General features: G+C 70.6%; 13 protein-coding genes. 6 read left to right on the top strand and 7 right to left on the bottom strand.

What is annotated here, in order from left to right:
• The first annotated feature begins 46 nt into the window (after positions 1-46).
• Both hemB and ABZ471_RS24655 read left to right on the top strand, forming a co-directional pair.
• The gene (gene hemB, locus ABZ471_RS24660; RefSeq protein ID WP_359069012.1) at positions 47-1,039 is read left to right on the top strand and encodes a porphobilinogen synthase; all 993 of its coding nucleotides are present in this window, start codon (positions 47-49) and stop codon (positions 1,037-1,039) included.
• 264 nt (positions 1,040-1,303) lie between these two features.
• Positions 1,304-1,657, top strand: coding sequence for a DUF805 domain-containing protein (locus tag ABZ471_RS24655; RefSeq protein ID WP_359069011.1), 354 nt, complete (start codon positions 1,304-1,306; stop codon positions 1,655-1,657).
• Positions 1,658-1,733: 76 nt separating this feature from the next.
• Here ABZ471_RS24655 and ABZ471_RS24650 read toward each other — a convergent pair whose 3' ends face one another.
• Entirely contained in the window at positions 1,734-2,483 is a 750-nt protein-coding gene (locus tag ABZ471_RS24650) for a DUF4232 domain-containing protein (protein ID WP_359069009.1), read from the bottom strand.
• Positions 2,484-2,661: 178 nt separating this feature from the next.
• Between ABZ471_RS24650 and ABZ471_RS24645 the strand changes: the two genes are divergently transcribed.
• Both ABZ471_RS24645 and ABZ471_RS24640 read left to right on the top strand, forming a co-directional pair.
• Positions 2,662-4,041 (top strand): helix-turn-helix transcriptional regulator, encoded by a 1,380-nt coding sequence (locus tag ABZ471_RS24645; RefSeq protein WP_359069008.1) that lies wholly within the window; start codon positions 2,662-2,664, stop codon positions 4,039-4,041.
• Between the two features lie 121 nt (positions 4,042-4,162).
• On the top strand, positions 4,163-5,368 hold the full coding sequence (locus ABZ471_RS24640) for a PLP-dependent aminotransferase family protein (RefSeq protein ID WP_359069006.1): 1,206 nt from the start codon (positions 4,163-4,165) through the stop codon (positions 5,366-5,368).
• 13 nt (positions 5,369-5,381) lie between these two features.
• Here ABZ471_RS24640 and ABZ471_RS24635 read toward each other — a convergent pair whose 3' ends face one another.
• Complete coding sequence (locus ABZ471_RS24635) at positions 5,382-6,197, bottom strand: DUF4253 domain-containing protein (RefSeq protein WP_359069004.1); 816 nt, start codon at positions 6,195-6,197, stop codon at positions 5,382-5,384.
• Positions 6,198-6,256: 59 nt separating this feature from the next.
• Complete coding sequence (gene argS, locus ABZ471_RS24630; protein WP_359069002.1) at positions 6,257-8,026, bottom strand: arginine--tRNA ligase; 1,770 nt, start codon at positions 8,024-8,026, stop codon at positions 6,257-6,259.
• 127 nt (positions 8,027-8,153) lie between these two features.
• Between argS and lysS the strand changes: the two genes are divergently transcribed.
• Positions 8,154-9,896: a lysine--tRNA ligase gene (gene lysS / locus ABZ471_RS24625; RefSeq protein ID WP_359069001.1), complete on the top strand. Its 1,743-nt coding sequence runs from the start codon at positions 8,154-8,156 to the stop codon at positions 9,894-9,896.
• 86 nt (positions 9,897-9,982) lie between these two features.
• Here lysS and ABZ471_RS24620 read toward each other — a convergent pair whose 3' ends face one another.
• The 3 genes from ABZ471_RS24620 to ABZ471_RS24610 form a co-directional block, all read right to left on the bottom strand.
• Positions 9,983-11,251 carry a DUF2637 domain-containing protein gene (locus ABZ471_RS24620; protein WP_359069000.1) on the bottom strand — a complete coding sequence of 423 codons (1,269 nt, stop codon included), beginning with the start codon at positions 11,249-11,251 and terminating at the stop codon, positions 9,983-9,985.
• Between the two features lie 99 nt (positions 11,252-11,350).
• On the bottom strand, positions 11,351-12,247 hold the full coding sequence (locus ABZ471_RS24615; protein WP_359068999.1) for a DUF3558 family protein: 897 nt from the start codon (positions 12,245-12,247) through the stop codon (positions 11,351-11,353).
• Between the two features lie 126 nt (positions 12,248-12,373).
• Positions 12,374-13,219: a DUF3558 domain-containing protein gene (locus tag ABZ471_RS24610; RefSeq protein WP_359068998.1), complete on the bottom strand. Its 846-nt coding sequence runs from the start codon at positions 13,217-13,219 to the stop codon at positions 12,374-12,376.
• Positions 13,220-13,434: 215 nt separating this feature from the next.
• On the opposite strand from ABZ471_RS24610, the gene ABZ471_RS24605 reads away from it, so the two are divergent.
• Positions 13,435-14,628 (top strand): RtcB family protein, encoded by a 1,194-nt coding sequence (locus ABZ471_RS24605; RefSeq protein WP_359068997.1) that lies wholly within the window; start codon positions 13,435-13,437, stop codon positions 14,626-14,628.
• On the opposite strand, the gene ABZ471_RS24600 is transcribed toward ABZ471_RS24605, so the two are convergent.
• Entirely contained in the window at positions 14,600-16,264 is a 1,665-nt protein-coding gene (locus ABZ471_RS24600) for an alpha/beta hydrolase (RefSeq protein ID WP_359068996.1), read from the bottom strand. The genes ABZ471_RS24605 and ABZ471_RS24600 overlap by 29 nt on opposite strands.
• Between the last annotated feature and the right edge of the window lie 4 nt (positions 16,265-16,268).

Below are 16,268 nucleotides of genomic sequence, written 5' to 3'. Positions count from 1 at the left end.
CAGGACGTCGGCAAAGGACGCGGGTGCGCGGGCGTAGCGTAGGGGCATGACGAAGTACGGATCCTTCCCCGGTACGCGTCCCCGGCGGCTGCGGACCTCGCCCGTCATGCGGCGGATGGTCGCCGAGACGCGACTGCATCCCGCCGACTTCATCCTTCCGGCGTTCGTCCGGGAGGGCGTCAGCGAGCCCGTGCCGATCGCGGCCATGCCCGGGGTGGTGCAGCACACACGGGACAGCCTGAAGAAGGCGGCCGCGGAGGCCGTCGCGGCCGGGATCTCCGGGATCATGCTGTTCGGCGTGCCGGAGGAGAGCAAGAAGGACGCGTGGGGGACTCCCGGGACCGATCCGGACGGGATTCTTCAGGTCGCCCTCCGCGATGTGCGGGCCGAGGTCGGGGACGAGCTGCTCGTCATGTCCGATCTCTGTCTCGACGAGACGATCGACCATGGGCACTGTGGCGTGCTCGACGCTCAGGGGCGGGTCGACAACGACGCCACCCTGGAGCGGTACGCCGAGATGGCCCAGGTGCAGGCCGACGCCGGTGCCCATGTGGTCGGCCCGAGCGGGATGATGGACGGCCAGATCGGGGTCATCCGGGACGCTCTCGACCAGATCGGGCGCGAGGACGTCGCCATCCTCGCCTACACCGCCAAGTACTCCTCCGCCTTCTACGGGCCCTTCCGGGAGGCCGTCGCCTCCTCGCTGCAGGGCGACCGGAAGACCTACCAGCAGGATCCGGCCAACTGGCGCGAGTCGCTGCGGGAGTTGGAGCTGGACCTGGCCGAGGGCGCCGACATGGTGATGGTGAAGCCGGCCGGGCCCTACCTCGACATCCTGGCCCGGGTCGCCGACGCCGTCGACGTGCCCGTCGCCGCCTACCAGATCTCGGGCGAGTACTCGATGATCGAGGCCGCTGCGGAGAAGGGCTGGGTCGACCGTGACCGGGCCATCTTCGAGACGCTGACCGGCATCAAGCGGGCCGGTGCGCGCAACATCCTCACCTACTGGGCGACCGAAGCGGCGCAGAAGCTTCGCTGACGGACACGGTTGGAGATCGTTTCGATACCGGCGGAGCGGCGGACCGGCTTCGGTCCGCCTTCGGTTCGGCAACGGAGCGAGATCGATTTCGAGAACGCCGGGCGGCTGGTGCGGGAACAGTCCGCGATCATGGGCTGATCTGTCCTGAAAACGATGTTTGGGGCGGGCCGCAACGCGCATGACGTGCTCTTGCCGACCCCCTAATGTCTGCGCCTGGCCTGATCCGTTCCGGAGGGTCCGAACGTCGATCCCTGGGGGGATGTCATGAGCTGGTTCATCGAGGCTCTCAAGAAGTACGCGGTCTTCAGCGGACGTGCGCGCCGCAAGGAGTACTGGATGTTCACGCTGTTCGCGTCGATCATCTACATCGTGCTGGCGGTCGCCGCCGTCGCGGCCCACGCGCCCTACATCATGGCCATCCTGCTCGGGCTCCTGCTGCCGGCCTGGGCCGTCGCGGTGCGCCGACTGCACGACACGGGCCGCTCCGGCTGGTGGATCCTCATCGGGATCATCCCGCTGATCGGCTCCATCACCCTGCTGGTCTTCTACTGCTCGGACAGCGAGGCGGGCGCGAACAAGTACGGCCCGAACCCCAAGGAGACCCCGGCGTTCGCGTAACGCCGTCCCTGCGTGCGGCGTCGGGAACCCGACGCCTCGAGGCCGCCCGGCCGTGGTGCCGGGCGGCCTCGGCGTTTCACCAGCCGGTGATGTCGTCCTGGCTCTGCTGCCAGTACGTGACCTTCAGCGCGCTGTCGTAGTACACGCCCTTCGCAGGCAGCGCCGGGGTCGCGGCGGCGCCGCCGCTGCTGTTGGGGGCCTTGCCCTGGAAGCCGACGGTCAGCTTGTGGCCCGTCATGCCGCCCTGGCCGCTGCCGTCCGCGGAGGAGAGCAGGACGCCCGCGTAGCCGGACTGGCCGGGCGCGAGGGTCGTCACGGCCTGCGGGTGGGTGCTCTCATCGGCCTGCGGCACCCACTGCATCTCGTCGAAGCGCAGGACGGGGTAGTAGGTCAGGTCGCAGTACTTCGAGCCGGTGTTCTTGACCGTGATGAGCATGTGGTTGAGCGGGCGGGACACCGGCTGCGCGGTGACCTTGGTGGTGGAGCCGTTGCAGAGGACGCGGTTCTCCGGGTCCGACGGGTCCGAGGAACCGCCCGACGACGAGGAGCTCTTGCCCGAGGAACCCGAGGAACCCGAGGTGCCCGAGCCCGAGGACGTCGAGGAGCCCTTGGTCGAACCGGACGAGCCCGAGGAGGAGGCCGAATGTGCCGTCGCGCCGGAGGCAGGCGTCGTGGTGCCCTTGTCGCCCGTGGTCGTGGCCGCCGTCGAAGAGGTCTGCGAGGCACCCTCGTCCTTCGTCCCCGCGCCGTCGTCGCACGCCGTGAGGGCGAGCGCGGCGAGGGCGACTCCGGTGACCGCGAGCAGGGAGGTACGGCGGGTACGCATGGCTGGTCTCTCTTCCGAGTTGCTGGCGTGCTTGGATGGCCACAGCTTGTGGGGCGGTCTGTCCCGCCTGCCACACCCGGCGGACGATTAGGGACGATGGAATACCCACACAGGCTCTGAGCTGCGGAAACATCCCTTCCCTGGAACGCGGGGATGGGACACGGGGGATGGAGGAACAGTGCCGGACAGCACTGCTGGCGCCGCTTTCGCCGAGCTGCTGCGGGAGTTGAAGGACCGGTCGGGGCTCAGCTACGGCGTCCTGGCCAAACGGCTCCACATGAGTACGTCGACGCTCCACCGCTACTGCAACGGGGACGCCGTACCGACCGACTACGCCCCTGTGGAACGGCTCGCCCGCCTCTGCAAGGCCTCGCCGGACGAACTGGTCGACCTGCACCGGAGGTGGGTGCTGGCGGACGCGACGCGGGGGCGGAAGGGGGAAGTCCAGGCCCCCGCGGCGCCGGCACCGGCCGACGTTTCACCGGCACCCGGTCCCGCGGCGCCCGAGCCCGGTCCCGCGGCGCCCGAGCCCGGTCCCGTGGCGCCCGAGCCCGGTCCCGTGGCACCGGATCCCGAGACGGCGGCGGAGCCCGAGGACGCGGTCACCACGGTCACCACGACCGGCGGGCAGACGCGGCGCCGTTCGCGTACGACCGTCATCGCCGCTGTCGCCGTCGCCGCCGTCCTCGGTGCCGTCGCGCTGGCCGTCCAGCTCCCCTTAGGCGGCTCGGACGACGCGGCGGACGGCAGCGGTTCCGTCGGCGCCGCCGCGCCGCGGAGCGGGACGACGGGGCCTGCACACGCCTCGGCGACGCCACGCCACAACACGTCGCCGTCGGCCTCGCCGTCCGCGTCGGCGTCCCCCTCCGCATCCTCCTCCCCTTCTTCCGGGGACGAGCCCGAGGCGGACGCCAAGGACACGGCCCGGCCCGGCGGCAGCGCCTCCGGCGCCGTACCGCTGACGGTGGCCGCCGCCCCTCACACCTGGTACAGCCCCTGCGACGGGCGTTACCTGATCGACCGGCCCCCGACCGAGGTGGCCCCGCCGCCGGTCGAGGACGACGAGACCGCGTGGGTGGCCGCGCACGGCGCGGTCGCCTCGGGGAAGCAGGAGGTCACGCTGACCGTGCAGGGCACGGGCCGGGAGACCGTGGTGGTGGACAGACTGACGGTCCGTACGTCCAAGCGGGCGCCGCTCGCGTGGAACGACTTCGTGATGGCCTACCCGGGCGTCGGCTGCGGCGGCAACGTACCGACCCGCTCCTTCAGCATCGCCCTCGACGCCGCGCGTCCCGCCGTCGTCCCGGACGCGGGGCACCGGGACTTCCCGTTCAAGGTGAGCGAGTCGGACCCGGAGGTGTTCCACATCACCGCCGACGCCTCCGCGTACGACGTGAGCTGGTACCTGGAGCTGACCTGGTCCAGCGGCACGCGTCACGGCACGCTCCGCGTGGACGACCACGGCAGGCCGTTCCGCACGAGCGGCAACAACGGGCGGCCCGGCTACGAGTTCCCGCTGGGCGGCTCGGGCTGGGTCAAGGAGGGCACCACCAAGTAGTGGGCGCGGCGGCCGGTGCCGCCGGGTGTCCGGATCGCGGAATGACCGGTGTAGACGGCAGCTACCTTCTTAGGCTGCGGCCGGAAGAACGCACCGACGTGTCCGCGAAGGAGCCTCAGCCATGACCGTCACCGAGCCCGCTCCACCCACCGCTCCCGTCCCCCCGCTCGCGGCCCGGGCCCGCAGCGTGGGCGGTTCGCCCGTACGGGACATCCTGGCGGTCACCGCACGGCCCGAGGTGATCAACTTCGCGGGCGGACTCCCGGCTCCCGAGCTGTTCGACCGGGACGGCATCGCGGCCGCGTTCCGGGACGTCCTGGCCGAGACTCCTGCGCGGGCGCTCCAGTACTCCACCACGGAGGGCGAGCCGGTGCTCCGGTCCGGGCTGGCCGCCCGCATCACCGCGTTCGGCCTGCCCACCACCCCCGACGACCTCCTCGTCACCACCGGCTCCCAGCAGGCCCTGTCCCTGCTGGCGACGGCGCTGCTGGAACCCGGCGACACGGTCCTGGTCGAGAACCCCTGCTACCTCGCGGCACTTCAGGTCTTCGGCCTCGCGGGTGCCCGGGTGGTGGCCGTGCCGGGGGACGAGGACGGCGTCGACCCGGCGGCCCTGGAGGAGGCGGTGCGGCGCGAACGCCCCAAGCTGCTCTACCTCGTTCCCACCTTCCAGAACCCCACCGGCCGTACGATGCCGGCCCCGCGCCGCGAGGCCGTCGCCGCCGTGGCCGCCCGCCGGGGCCTGTGGATCGTCGAGGACGACCCCTACGGCGAACTCCGCTACGACGGCACCCGCGCACCCTGGATCGCCTCCTGCCCCGGCGCCGAGGACCGTGTCGTCCTGCTCGGCTCCTTCTCCAAGGTCATGGCCCCCGGCCTGCGCCTCGGCTGGCTCCGCGCCCCCGCGGAACTGAGGCGGGCGTGCGCGGTGGCCAAGCAGGCGGTGGACCTGCACACGCCGACCCTCAACCAGCTTGCGGCGGCCCGTTGTCTGGATGTCCTGGACGCCCATGTGGCCCGCGTCCGCGCCGTCTACGGCGAACGCCGGGACGCCATGCTGGCCGGCCTCCCCGCCGCCCTCCCGGAGGGCTCCACCTGCACCCGGCCCGAGGGCGGCATGTTCCTGTGGGTCCGGCTCCCGGAGTCGTACGACACCACGGCCCTGCTCCCGCGCGTGATCGAGCAGGACGTGGCCTACGTCCCGGGCGCGCCCTTCTACGCCGCCGACCCCGACCCCTCCACGCTCCGCCTGTGCTTCGTGTCGCACACGCCGAAGGAGATCGGGGAGGGGCTGAGGCGGCTGGGCCGGGGGCTCGGCCGCCGTTGAGCGCCGAGGGCGGTCAGTCCCACCAGAAGGACCAGGTCGGCTCGCCGATCAGCTCCTTGGCGTAGGCGCGCAGGGTGTCCGGGCCGTTCTGCGTGATGTTGTCCGGGCAGAACGCGAAGTGCTCCGCCGCCACACCCTCGGCCTCGGCCTGGGTGGTCGGCGGGGCCGCGACCGACAGGGTCAGGGTGTCGAAGGTGAGCGCCACCACCCGTATGCCGAAGCGGTCCTCCCAGGAGCGCAGCACCGCGGACAGGCGCGCCACGTCGTCCTCGTAGTTCAGCGGGCCGGTCCAGCCCATTGCCGCGGGGATGTCCGCGGACCGGCGCGCCGGGACCAGGGCCAGGTGCGGGTCGCTGAGCCCCGCGCGGGTGCCGTCCGTCAGCGAGTCCGCGACCTGGGCGGCGCGGGTGTCCGGGTCGGCGGTGGGCGACGCGGCGGGCGCGAGACCGGGCCAGTCCCACCCGAACGGCTCGATCTCCTCGGCCAGTTCCTCCTCCGCGTTGTCCTCCCAGTACTCCGCGAGGAGTTCCTCGGCGTCGTGGTCGCCCGGGTACGACACCTCGTCGGGTGCCAGCCCCCAGTTCACCGGCCCGCCCTGCTCGTCGCCCACATCCACCAGCACGGGAAGGAGCCCGGCTCGCGCGGCCGGTGCGCCCAGCGCCTTCCAGGTGCCGGGCGCGGCAGCCTTCTCCGCGTGCCACAACAGGGGTTCGTGCCAAGGGCCTTCGTCTGTCGCGTCGATCAGCCTGCCGGGCGGCAGCTGAAGCCCGAGGGACCGACCGCTCGGGTCCGTGGTCAGCTTGGGCAGCGGGTTGGGAAGAGTCGCCATGCCAGTGACTCTAGGGGGCGCCACTGACAACGCCGACGCGAGCCGAACTCCGTTGGCCGTCAGAGCTTTTCGGGCGTCCGGATGCCCAGCAGAGCCATGCCCCGGTGCAGGGTGCGTGCGGTGACGTCGACCAGGAACAGGCGGTTCTGCACCTGCTCCGGCGTCTCGGCCTTCAGGACCGGGCACTGGTCGTAGAAGGACGTCAGGTGCGACGCCAGCTGGTACAGGTACGCGGCCAGCTTGTGCGGCTCGTACGACGCCGCCACCTCCTGGACCGTCTCGGCGAACTGGTCCAGGTGGAGGCCGAGGGCACGCTCCGCGGGGGCCAGGTCCAGCTCCGGGTGGGCGGCGGGGCGGGCCTCGCCGGCCTTGCGGAGGATGGACTGGATACGGGCGTACGCGTACTGGAGGTACACGCTCGTGTCGCCGTTGAGCGAGACCATCTGGTCCAGGTCGAACTTGTAGTCCCGGACGGCGGACGTGGACAGGTCCGCGTACTTGACCGCGCCGATGCCGACGTAGCTGCCGTTCTCGACGATCTCCTGCTCCGTCAGGCCCACCTTCTCGGCCTTCTCCCGGACGACCGCCGTGGCCCGCTCGACGGCCTCGTCCAGGAGGTCCTGGAGCTTGACCGTCTCGCCCTCACGCGTCTTGAACGGCTTGCCGTCCTTGCCGAGGACCGTGCCGAAGGCCAGCTGGTGCGCCTTCACGTCGTCGTTCAGCCAGCCCGCCCGGCGGGCCGTCTCGAAGACCATCCGGAAGTGCAGCGCCTGACGGGCGTCGACCACGTACAGCAGCGAGTTCGCCTTCAGGTTGAAGACGCGGTCGCGGATGGCCGAGAGGTCGGTGGCCGCGTAGCCGTAGCCGCCGTCCGACTTCTGGACGATCAGCGGGACCGGGTTGCCGTCGGGGCCCTTGACGTCCTCGAAGAAGACACAGAGGGCGCCCTCGGAGCGGACCGCGACGCCGGACTCCTCCAGGAGGCGGCAGGTCTCGGCCAGCATGTCGTTGTACCCGGACTCGCCGACGATGTCGGCGTCCCGGACCTCCATGTCCAGCTTCTCGAAGACGGAGAAGAAGTAGATCTTCGATTCGTCGACGAACTTCTGCCACATGGCGAGGGTCTTGGGGTCGCCCGCCTGGAGGTCGACCACCCGGCGCCGGGCCCGCGTCTTGAACTCCTCGTCGGAGTCGAACAGCTTGCGCGCGGCCTTGTAGAGGCGGTCGAGGTTCGACATCGCCTCCTCACCGGAGATCCGGGTGTCCTTGTGGTCCAGCTCGTGCGGGTGCTCGTCCAGGTACTGGATGAGCATGCCGAACTGGGTGCCCCAGTCGCCGATGTGGTGGCGCCGGACCACACTCTCGCCGGTGAACTCCAGGAGCTGGACGACCGCGTCGCCGATCACCGCCGAGCGCAGGTGGCCGACGTGCATCTCCTTCGCCACGTTCGGCTGGGCGTAGTCGATCACCGTCGTGCCCGGGTGCGCGGCGTACGGCACGCCGAGGCGGCCCGTCTCGTCCGCGTACCGCGCGGCCAGGTTCTCGGTGATCGCCTTGTCCGCGATCGTGATGTTCAGGAAGCCGGGCCCGGAGACCTCGATGTCCTTGATCACGTCACCCGACTCGATCCGCGCGACGACCTGGGTCGCCAGCTCCCGCGGGTTCGCCTTGGCCTTCTTGGCGAGCGCCAGGATCCCGTTGGCCTGGTAGTCAGCCCGGTCGCTACGTCGCAGCAGCGGGTCGGCGTCGGCGGCCTCCGGCAGGGTGGCCGAGAGGGCGGACGCGAGGTGCTGCTGGACGAAGTCGCTGAGGGACGTGACCGAGGCCATAGGAATGGGTGCCGTTCTCCTCGTGGGGATGGATAGACCCAGCCAGTATCCCATGGGGGGTAAAGCGGTTTTCCCGGTCGCAAGCCGGTCTGTGACAATGGGGTGTCACCCGTTCAGAAAGAAGGACGTGCCGATCGTGGCTCAGAGCACCGAGACCACCGACTGGGTCTCCCGTTTCGCGGATGAGGTCATCGAGGAGTCGGAGCGTCGGGCCCCGGGCAAACCGGTCGTCGTCGCCTCCGGACTCTCCCCCTCCGGCCCCATCCACCTCGGGAACCTCCGCGAGGTCATGACCCCGCACCTCGTCGCCGACGAGGTCCGCCGGCGCGGGCACCAGGTCCGGCACCTGATCTCGTGGGACGACTACGACCGCTACCGCAAGGTCCCGGCCGGCATCGCGGGCGTCGACGAGTCCTGGGCCGAGCACATCGGCAAGCCGCTGACCTCCGTGCCCGCCCCGAAGGGCTCCGCGTACGCGAACTGGGCCGAGCACTTCAAGGCCGCGATGGTCGAGTCGCTGGCCGAACTGGGCGTGGAGTTCGACGGGATCAGCCAGACGGCGCAGTACACCTCCGGTGTCTACCGCGAGCAGATCCTGCACGCCATGAAGCACCGCGGCGACATCGACGCGATCCTCGACCAGTACCGGACCAAGGCGAAGCCGGCCAAGAAGCAGCAGCAGAAGGCCGTGGACGAGGCCGAACTGGAGGCCGAGGAGGGCTCGGGCGCCGCGTCCGAGGACGACGGCAGCGCCGGCTCCGCCGGGTACTTCCCGTACAAGCCGTACTGCGGCAACTGCGGGAAGGACCTGACGACCGTCACCTCGTACGACGACGACAGCACCGAGCTGGCGTACACCTGCACCGCCTGCGGGTTCTCCGAGACCGTCCGGCTGAGCGAGTTCAACCGCGGCAAGCTGGTCTGGAAGGTCGACTGGCCGATGCGGTGGGCCTACGAGGGTGTCGTCTTCGAGCCCTCCGGTGTCGACCACTCGTCCCCGGGTTCGTCGTTCCAGGTCGGCGGGCAGATCGTCGGGATCTTCGACGGCAAGCAGCCCATCGGTCCGATGTACGCGTTCGTCGGTATCTCCGGGATGGCGAAGATGTCGTCCTCGCGGGGCGGTGTGCCCACCCCGGGCGACGCGCTGAAGATCATGGAGCCGCAGATCCTGCGCTGGCTGTACGCCCGGCGCCGGCCCAACCAGTCCTTCAAGATCGCCTTCGACCAGGAGATCCAGCGGCTGTACGACGAGTGGGACAAGCTCGCCGGCAAGGTCGCGGACGGGTCCGCCCTCCCGGCCGACGTCGCCGCGTACACGCGGGCCGTGGGAACCGCCGCCGGTGAGCTGACGAAGACGCCGCGCCCGCTGCCGTACCGCACGCTCGCGTCCGTCGCCGACATCACCGCCGGGCACGAGGACCAGGCGCTGCGGATCCTCTCCGAGCTGGACCCGGAGCAGCCGCTGTCCTCCCTCGACGGGGCGCGGCCGCGGTACGACAAGGCCGAGGCGTGGATCAACACCCACGTCCCCGCCGACCAGCGCACCATCGTCCGCGCCGAGCCGGACGTCGAGCTGCTGAAGTCCCTCGACGAGGCCTCCCAGCAGTCGGTACGGCTGCTGCTCGACGGGCTCGCCGAGCACTGGTCCCTCGACGGGCTGACCCACCTCGTGTACGGCGTGCCGAAGGTGCAGGCCGGGTTCTCGGCCGACGCCACGCCGAAGGAACTGCCGCCGGAGATCAAGACGGCCCAGCGGTCGTTCTTCGCGCTGCTGTACCACCTGCTGGTCGGGCGGGACACGGGGCCGCGGCTGCCCACGCTGCTGCTGGCGGTGGGGCAGGACCGGGTGAGGAACCTGCTCGGGGAGTAAGCGGTAGGAGTAGGCGGTAAAGGAAAGGGGCCCTCGGACGAGGGCCCCTTTCCTTTACCGTTCTTCCGTTTCTCCGTGCGCTTTCGCTAGGCGATGTGGTCGTCCTGCAGTTCCGCCGTGTGACGGTTGGTGAAGCGGTTGACCATGCGCTCGGCATCGCGCTGCGGCAGGGACATGCCGTAGGTCGCCTCCACGTCGCCGCGGAACTGGCCGGCGGTGGGGTAGCTGCCGTCGATCGACTGGCGGAAGACCTGGTAGAAGGCCTCTTCGTCGGGCTCGACGGGGGGCGTGCCGCCGCCCTCTCCCAGCTCGCGGGTGCGGTTCGGGCCCACCGGGATGGGGAAGCTGCCGGTCTCCTCCGACGAGGAGGGCTGCTGGAACTGCTCCGGGGGCTGTTCCTCGTACCAGTCCTCGTACTGTTCGTCCGGGACGTACTGGGGGTCCGGGACCGGGTTGTAGGCGGGGTCGTAGCCGCCGTGGTAGTCGGTCTCGGGCTGGGCCTGGAACCAGGGGCTCTGTTCCGGGTCCTGCGGGTCCTGGACGTATTCCGGTTCCCCGGTGCGCTGGCCGGGGAGCCGGGGGCGCTGCTCGCCGGGAGCTGCCGCTGCGCCCACAGCGGCACGACCGCCCGCAGCCGGGGCGTCGTCGGCCGCGGCCAGCTGGGGCTGCGGCGCCGGCGGCAGGAGCGCCGGTTCTATGCCTGCCGCTGCCAGGCCCGCCGGGGCCGTCTCCGCCAGGGGAACGCCGTAGCGGGCCAGGCGCAGGGGCATCAGGGACTCCACCGGGGCCTTGCGGCGCCAGGCGCGGCCGAAGCGGGCGTGCAGTCTTGCCTGGTAGACGAGACGTTCCTGCTCCAGCTTGATGACCTGCTCGTAGGAGCGCAGCTCCCACAGCTTCATCCGGCGCCACAGGAGGAAGGTCGGGACCGGGGAGAGGAGCCAGCGGGTGAGGCGGACCCCCTCCATGTGCTTGTCGGCCGTGATGTCGGCGATCCGGCCGATCGCGTGGCGGGCCGCCTCGACGGCGACCACGAACAGGATCGGGATCACCGCGTGCATGCCCACACCCAGCGGGTCCGGCCAGGCGGCGGCGCCGTTGAAGGCGATGGTCGCCGCCGTCAGGAGCCAGGCCGTCTGACGCAGCAGCGGGAACGGGATACGGATCCAGGTCAGCAGCAGGTCCAGGGCCAGCAGGACACAGATACCTGCGTCGATGCCGATCGGGAACACATAGGAGAAGTTCCCGAAACCCTTCTTGATGGCCAGCTCACGGACGGCCGCGTAGGAACCGGCGAAGCCGATGCCGGCGATGATCAGCGCGCCGGACACGACCACGCCGATGAGTATGCGGTGCATCCGAGTCAGCTGCATTGGCGCGGCCACTCGTACATCCCTCCCCTTGCGTGTTGTTGCGCGCAACAGAGTGGCATACGCATCCGGCGGACGTGAGGCCGGTCAGTTCTTCGCGGTGGCCGACTTGGACGGAGATGCGCCGGAGGAGGGGGACTTGGACGCCGACTTCGAGGGGGACTTCGACGCGGACTTGGAGGGGGAGCCGGACGGCTTCGTGGACGAACTGGTTCCGGAACCACTGCCGTTGGCCGCCGAGACGGCCGCGATCGCCTCCTTGACGGCTTTCTCCGCCGCCTTGGCCAGATCGTCGGCGCCGGGGGTCTTCTCGCCCGCGAGACCGGCGCCGTTGTAGTCGAGCGTGACGACCACGTTCTCGACCCGGGCGACCACCGTCTGCTGCTTGAAGGCGCCCTCCTTCTTCTTCAGGTCGTACCGCACCACCGTCGCCTCGGCGCCCGTCCCCGTGACCGGCTCCGCCTTGGTGTTCTTCGCGCCGGACACGTTCTGTGCGTCGCTGACCTGCTGGGTGAAGTACGCGTGCGCCTGCTTGTCGCCCGCGCCGCGGTTGGCGTCCGAGTCGAAGCGCAGCAGGGAGACGTTCAGCCAGCGGAACTGGGAGCCCTTGACGCCGTTGTTGTCCAGGCTGTTCCAGGAGCAGGAGGAACGGCTTGCCGTGTCATCGGACTTGCCCTCCTTGGCCGACTTGACGCCCTTGGGCACCAGATCGGTCAGGGTCTTCTTCGACAGCACCGTGCACGGCTCGGGAAGCTTCCGGTACGCGGCCGCCTGCACGGTCGGGGACGCGCTCGACGAGGGCTGCCCGGTCGAGCCGCCCGCGGTCTGCTGGGCGCTCGCGCCGCCCTTGTCCTTGGAGTCGCCGCTGTCCGAGGAGCAGGCGGCGGTGATCAGGACCGCGGGAACGGCTGCCGCGCAGACAAGAACGCGGCGAAGGCGCTGGGCTCGCTGGGCACGGTCGTCTCGCTGGGCTGCTCGCTGCATGGTTCCTTCACTCGTGACGCTCGGTGTTCGTGCGGGTTCCTGCGGGGCCACCGTACGCGGTGAAGGAGCTGTGCGGTTTCCGTTCGGCCGCTTTGCGGGGGGCGGCGGAAGAGGCACCGGCGGGGGTCAGCCGTTGAGTGTGTCGGCCAGCTGCGAGGCCAGATCAAGGGCCCTGTCCTGCATTTCCTTGCTGTCCGGGACCGCTCCGGCCACCATCGGCTGCTCCTCGTACTCGAGGGTGACGACGACGTTGGACGTGCGGAACACCACAGTCACCGTGCGCGGTTCGGCCGTCGAACCGGACGTGCTCAGCCGGTCGTCCAGATACGCCTCGTCACCGAGATCGGACAGCACGCGAGGCTGGAGATCGGCCGGAGTGGCCCCGGGGGAGCTGTCCGCGGGGGAGGGGGAGTCCTCGTCGCTCGCGGTGGCTGTGGGGGTGGCCGTGGGGGTGGCCGTGCCGGTGGGCGTCCCGGTGGCCGAGGAGGAGCTGGGGGTCGGGGTGGAGGTGGAGGCGCTCGGCTCGGGCAGGTCGGCGGCCGTCTCCATCTCCTGGAACAGTTTCTGCGCCTGGTCGTCGTCGCTGACCGTGTTGTCGTACGACACCACGCGCTCGAAGTCGACCGAGAGACGGTCGGTGGCAGCGGCGGACTCCACCTTCCAGTGGCAGCCCACCTTGCGGTCGGTGTTGTAGGTGAGTGTCGCCTCGCCCTGGTAGGCCTTGTCCCGCTGGACCGGGTCGATGAGCTGCCCGATGCCGGGCAGCAGCGAACCGAGGGTGTCGCGGTCGACCGCGCCGCAGGGCTCGGGGAGCGTGCGGTACTTGCCGGGCTGGGCCGCCACCGTGGCCGTACCGGCGCCGTCCGCGTTGGCGTTGTCCGTCGGGTTGTCGTCGCCGGAACCGCTCGTGCAGCCGGCCAGCAGTGCCGCGAGGAGTGCGGCGGTGCCGGTTACGTACGCCTTCCGCTGCACGGTCGGGCTCCTCTCGACGGTGTGCGCTCGCTTGGTGATCCAGTGTCCCCGCTGGTTATTCGCTTGCCGCAGCGGGGCGCTCCCTGGAGACAATGTGTATCGCACGCACTGCTGTGAACGCCGGTCCCCTGTCCCTTTTCGTAGACCTTGGCGTCGCTTTTGCGTTTTGATGTTTCTAAGCCATTTGTTGTCTTTTTCGGGGGAATGAGGAACGTATGTCGTACGTGGAGATGCCGGGTGCGAAGGTCCCGATCCGGATGTGGACCGACCCCGCGACCGTGGAGGACGTGGCCCTGCGCCAGCTCCAGAACGTGGCGACCCTGCCCTGGATCAAGGGCCTGGCCGTGATGCCGGACGTGCACTACGGAAAGGGCGCGACGGTCGGGTCGGTCATCGCGATGCAGGGGGCGGTGTGCCCTGCCGCGGTGGGGGTGGACATCGGGTGCGGGATGTCGGCGGTGCGGACGTCGCTGACCGCCGACGACCTGCCGGGGGATCTGTCACGGCTGCGCTCGAAGATCGAGCAGGCCATTCCGGTGGGGCGGGGGATGCACGACGATCCCGCGGACCCCGGGCAGTTCCACGGACTGGCGACCAGCGGGTGGGACGACTTCTGGAAGCGGTTCCACGGCGTCGCGGAGGCGGTGCGCTTCCGTGAGGAGCGGGCCACCAAGCAGATGGGCACCCTCGGCTCGGGCAACCACTTCATCGAGGTCTGCACGGACACCACCGGTGCCGTCTGGCTGATGCTGCACTCCGGTTCCCGCAACATCGGCAAGGAACTCGCCGATCACCACATCGGCGTGGCCCAGAAACTCCCGCACAACCAGGGCCTGGTCGACCGCGACCTCGCCGTCTTCGTCGCGGACACCCCGCAGATGGCGGCCTACCGCAACGACCTGTTCTGGGCGCAGGAGTACGCCAGGTACAACCGCACGATCATGATGGCGCTCCTGAAGGACGTGATCCGCAAGGAGTTCAAGAAGGCGAAGCCGACCTTCGAGCAGGAGATCTCCTGCCACCACAACTACGTGGCGGAGGAGCAGTACGAGGGCATGGACCTGCTGGTCACCCGCAAGGGCGCGATCCGGGCCGGCTCCGGCGAGTACGGGATCATCCCGGGCTCGATGGGCACCGGTTCGTACATCGTGAAGGGTCTCGGCAACGAGCTGGCCTTCAACTCGGCCTCGCACGGCGCCGGTCGCCGCATGAGCCGTAACGCGGCCAAGCGGCGCTTCTCCACGAAGGACCTGGAGGAGCAGACCCGGGGCGTGGAGTGCCGCAAGGACTCCGGCGTGGTGGACGAGATCCCGGGCGCGTACAAGTCCATCGACCAGGTCATCGACCAGCAGCGGGACCTGGTCGAGGTGGTGGCGAAGCTCAAGCAGGTCGTCTGCGTGAAGGGCTGACGACCGGCACCGGCACTCCTTCTGCCAGCGCCCCGCCACCGGCGGCGACGCCGCCGGTCGGCTTGGGCGCGGGGAAGGGTGGCTCGTCCTGCCGGCAGGTCGTCCCGGCCGGCGGGAGGGTGCCGTCGACGAAGTAGCGGCTCTCGTACGTCTTCACGCAGCTGCTGGGGTTGACCAGTGCGGTGTGACCGTATCCGTCGTGGGTGAGCAGGCGGGCGTCGGCCAGTTCCCGGGCCAGCGCCTGCGCGTCCGCGTAGGGAGTGGCGGGGTCGTAGGTGGTGCCGACCAGCAGGACCGGGTGGGCCGTCGGCCTGTTCCACGGGCCGCGGTAGCGGTCGGCCGCCACGGTCGGCCACGAGATGCACCCCACGGCGGCCCAGGTCCACAGGCGTCCGGCGTCGCCCGCACGGGCGGCGGCGGCCTCCTCCAGGGCGGGGTAGACGGCGGGGTCACGCGGATTGGGGCTGTCGCCGCAGAACACCGCACCGGCCTGTTCCTCTCCCGTGTACGGATGCGGATGCGGGACCGGTTGCGCGGGTGGGGGCGGGGACGGCTTCGGGACGCGGCCCTGCCAGAGGTCCTGCAGCCTGCCGGCGAGGTCGGTCCAGCCGGGGTGGACGACGTAGAGGCCGCTCACCACGTCGGCGACCGTACGGCCGTAGGTCCACGCGCCCACGGGATGCGCCCGCAGCCGCTGCATCAGCTGGTCGAACCTGTCCCGGGTCGCCTTCGGGCTGCCGGCGGAGAAGGCGCAGCCGGCGCTGGTCGTGGACCCGCACAGGGTGAGGAACCGGTCCAGTACCGCTGCCGCGCCGCCGTCCGAGCCCATGCGCAGGAACGTCGTGAGCCGGGGTTCAGCGTCGGAGGCGTGGTTCGTCCAGGCCTGCGGGTCGATGTTGCTGTCGAGGGCCATGGCGCGGACCTTGCCCGGGAAGAGGTTGGCGTAGGTGGCGCCCAGGAAAGTGCCGTAGGAGGTTCCGAGGTAGGTGAGTTGCGGGTCGCCCACCGCCCGGCGGAGCTGGTCGAGGTCGTGAGCGGTGTCGGCGGTCGACACATGGCGCAGCAGCTCGGGGTCACGCTGCCGGCAGCGCCGGGCCAGATCCTCGTACGCGGCGGTCAAAGCCGCCCGCTGCCGTTCGCCCACCGGGACGCCGGCCGGTTTGCCCGCGGTCCACGCGTCGGCTTCCCGGGGAGTCGCGAAGCAGTTCACCGAGGTGCTGCTGCCGACTCCGCGTGGATCCCAGCTGACGATGTCGAACCGCTCCCGCACCTCGCGCGGGAAGAACCCGTAGTTCTGTGGCATCTGCACGGTTCCGGGCCCGCCGGGTCCGCCGGGGTTGTAGAACAGGGTGCCTATGCGCCGTCCGGGGCCGGTCGCCTTCCGCTTGACGACGGCCAGTTCGATGGTGCGGCCGCCGGGGTTGCGGTAGTCCAGCGGCACCTTCGCGGTCGCGCAGTCGAACGGGCTGCCCTGGACGCAGGGCGTCCACTCCAGCTGCGGGGCGGGCACCGCGGGTGCCGGCGTACCGCCGGCCACGACGAGGTCCGGCCCGGTCAGTACCGTCGAGCAGGCCGCCACCGCGGCGACGACCGCGGCACAACGCCCGCGGCCCGATATGGGTCCGGCTGTGAGCACGCTG

This window comes from Streptomyces sp. NPDC005728 (assembly GCF_040630895.1).
Taxonomy (GTDB): Bacteria; Actinomycetota; Actinomycetes; order Streptomycetales; family Streptomycetaceae; genus Streptomyces.
This window is presented reverse-complemented; position numbering and strand designations above follow the sequence as displayed.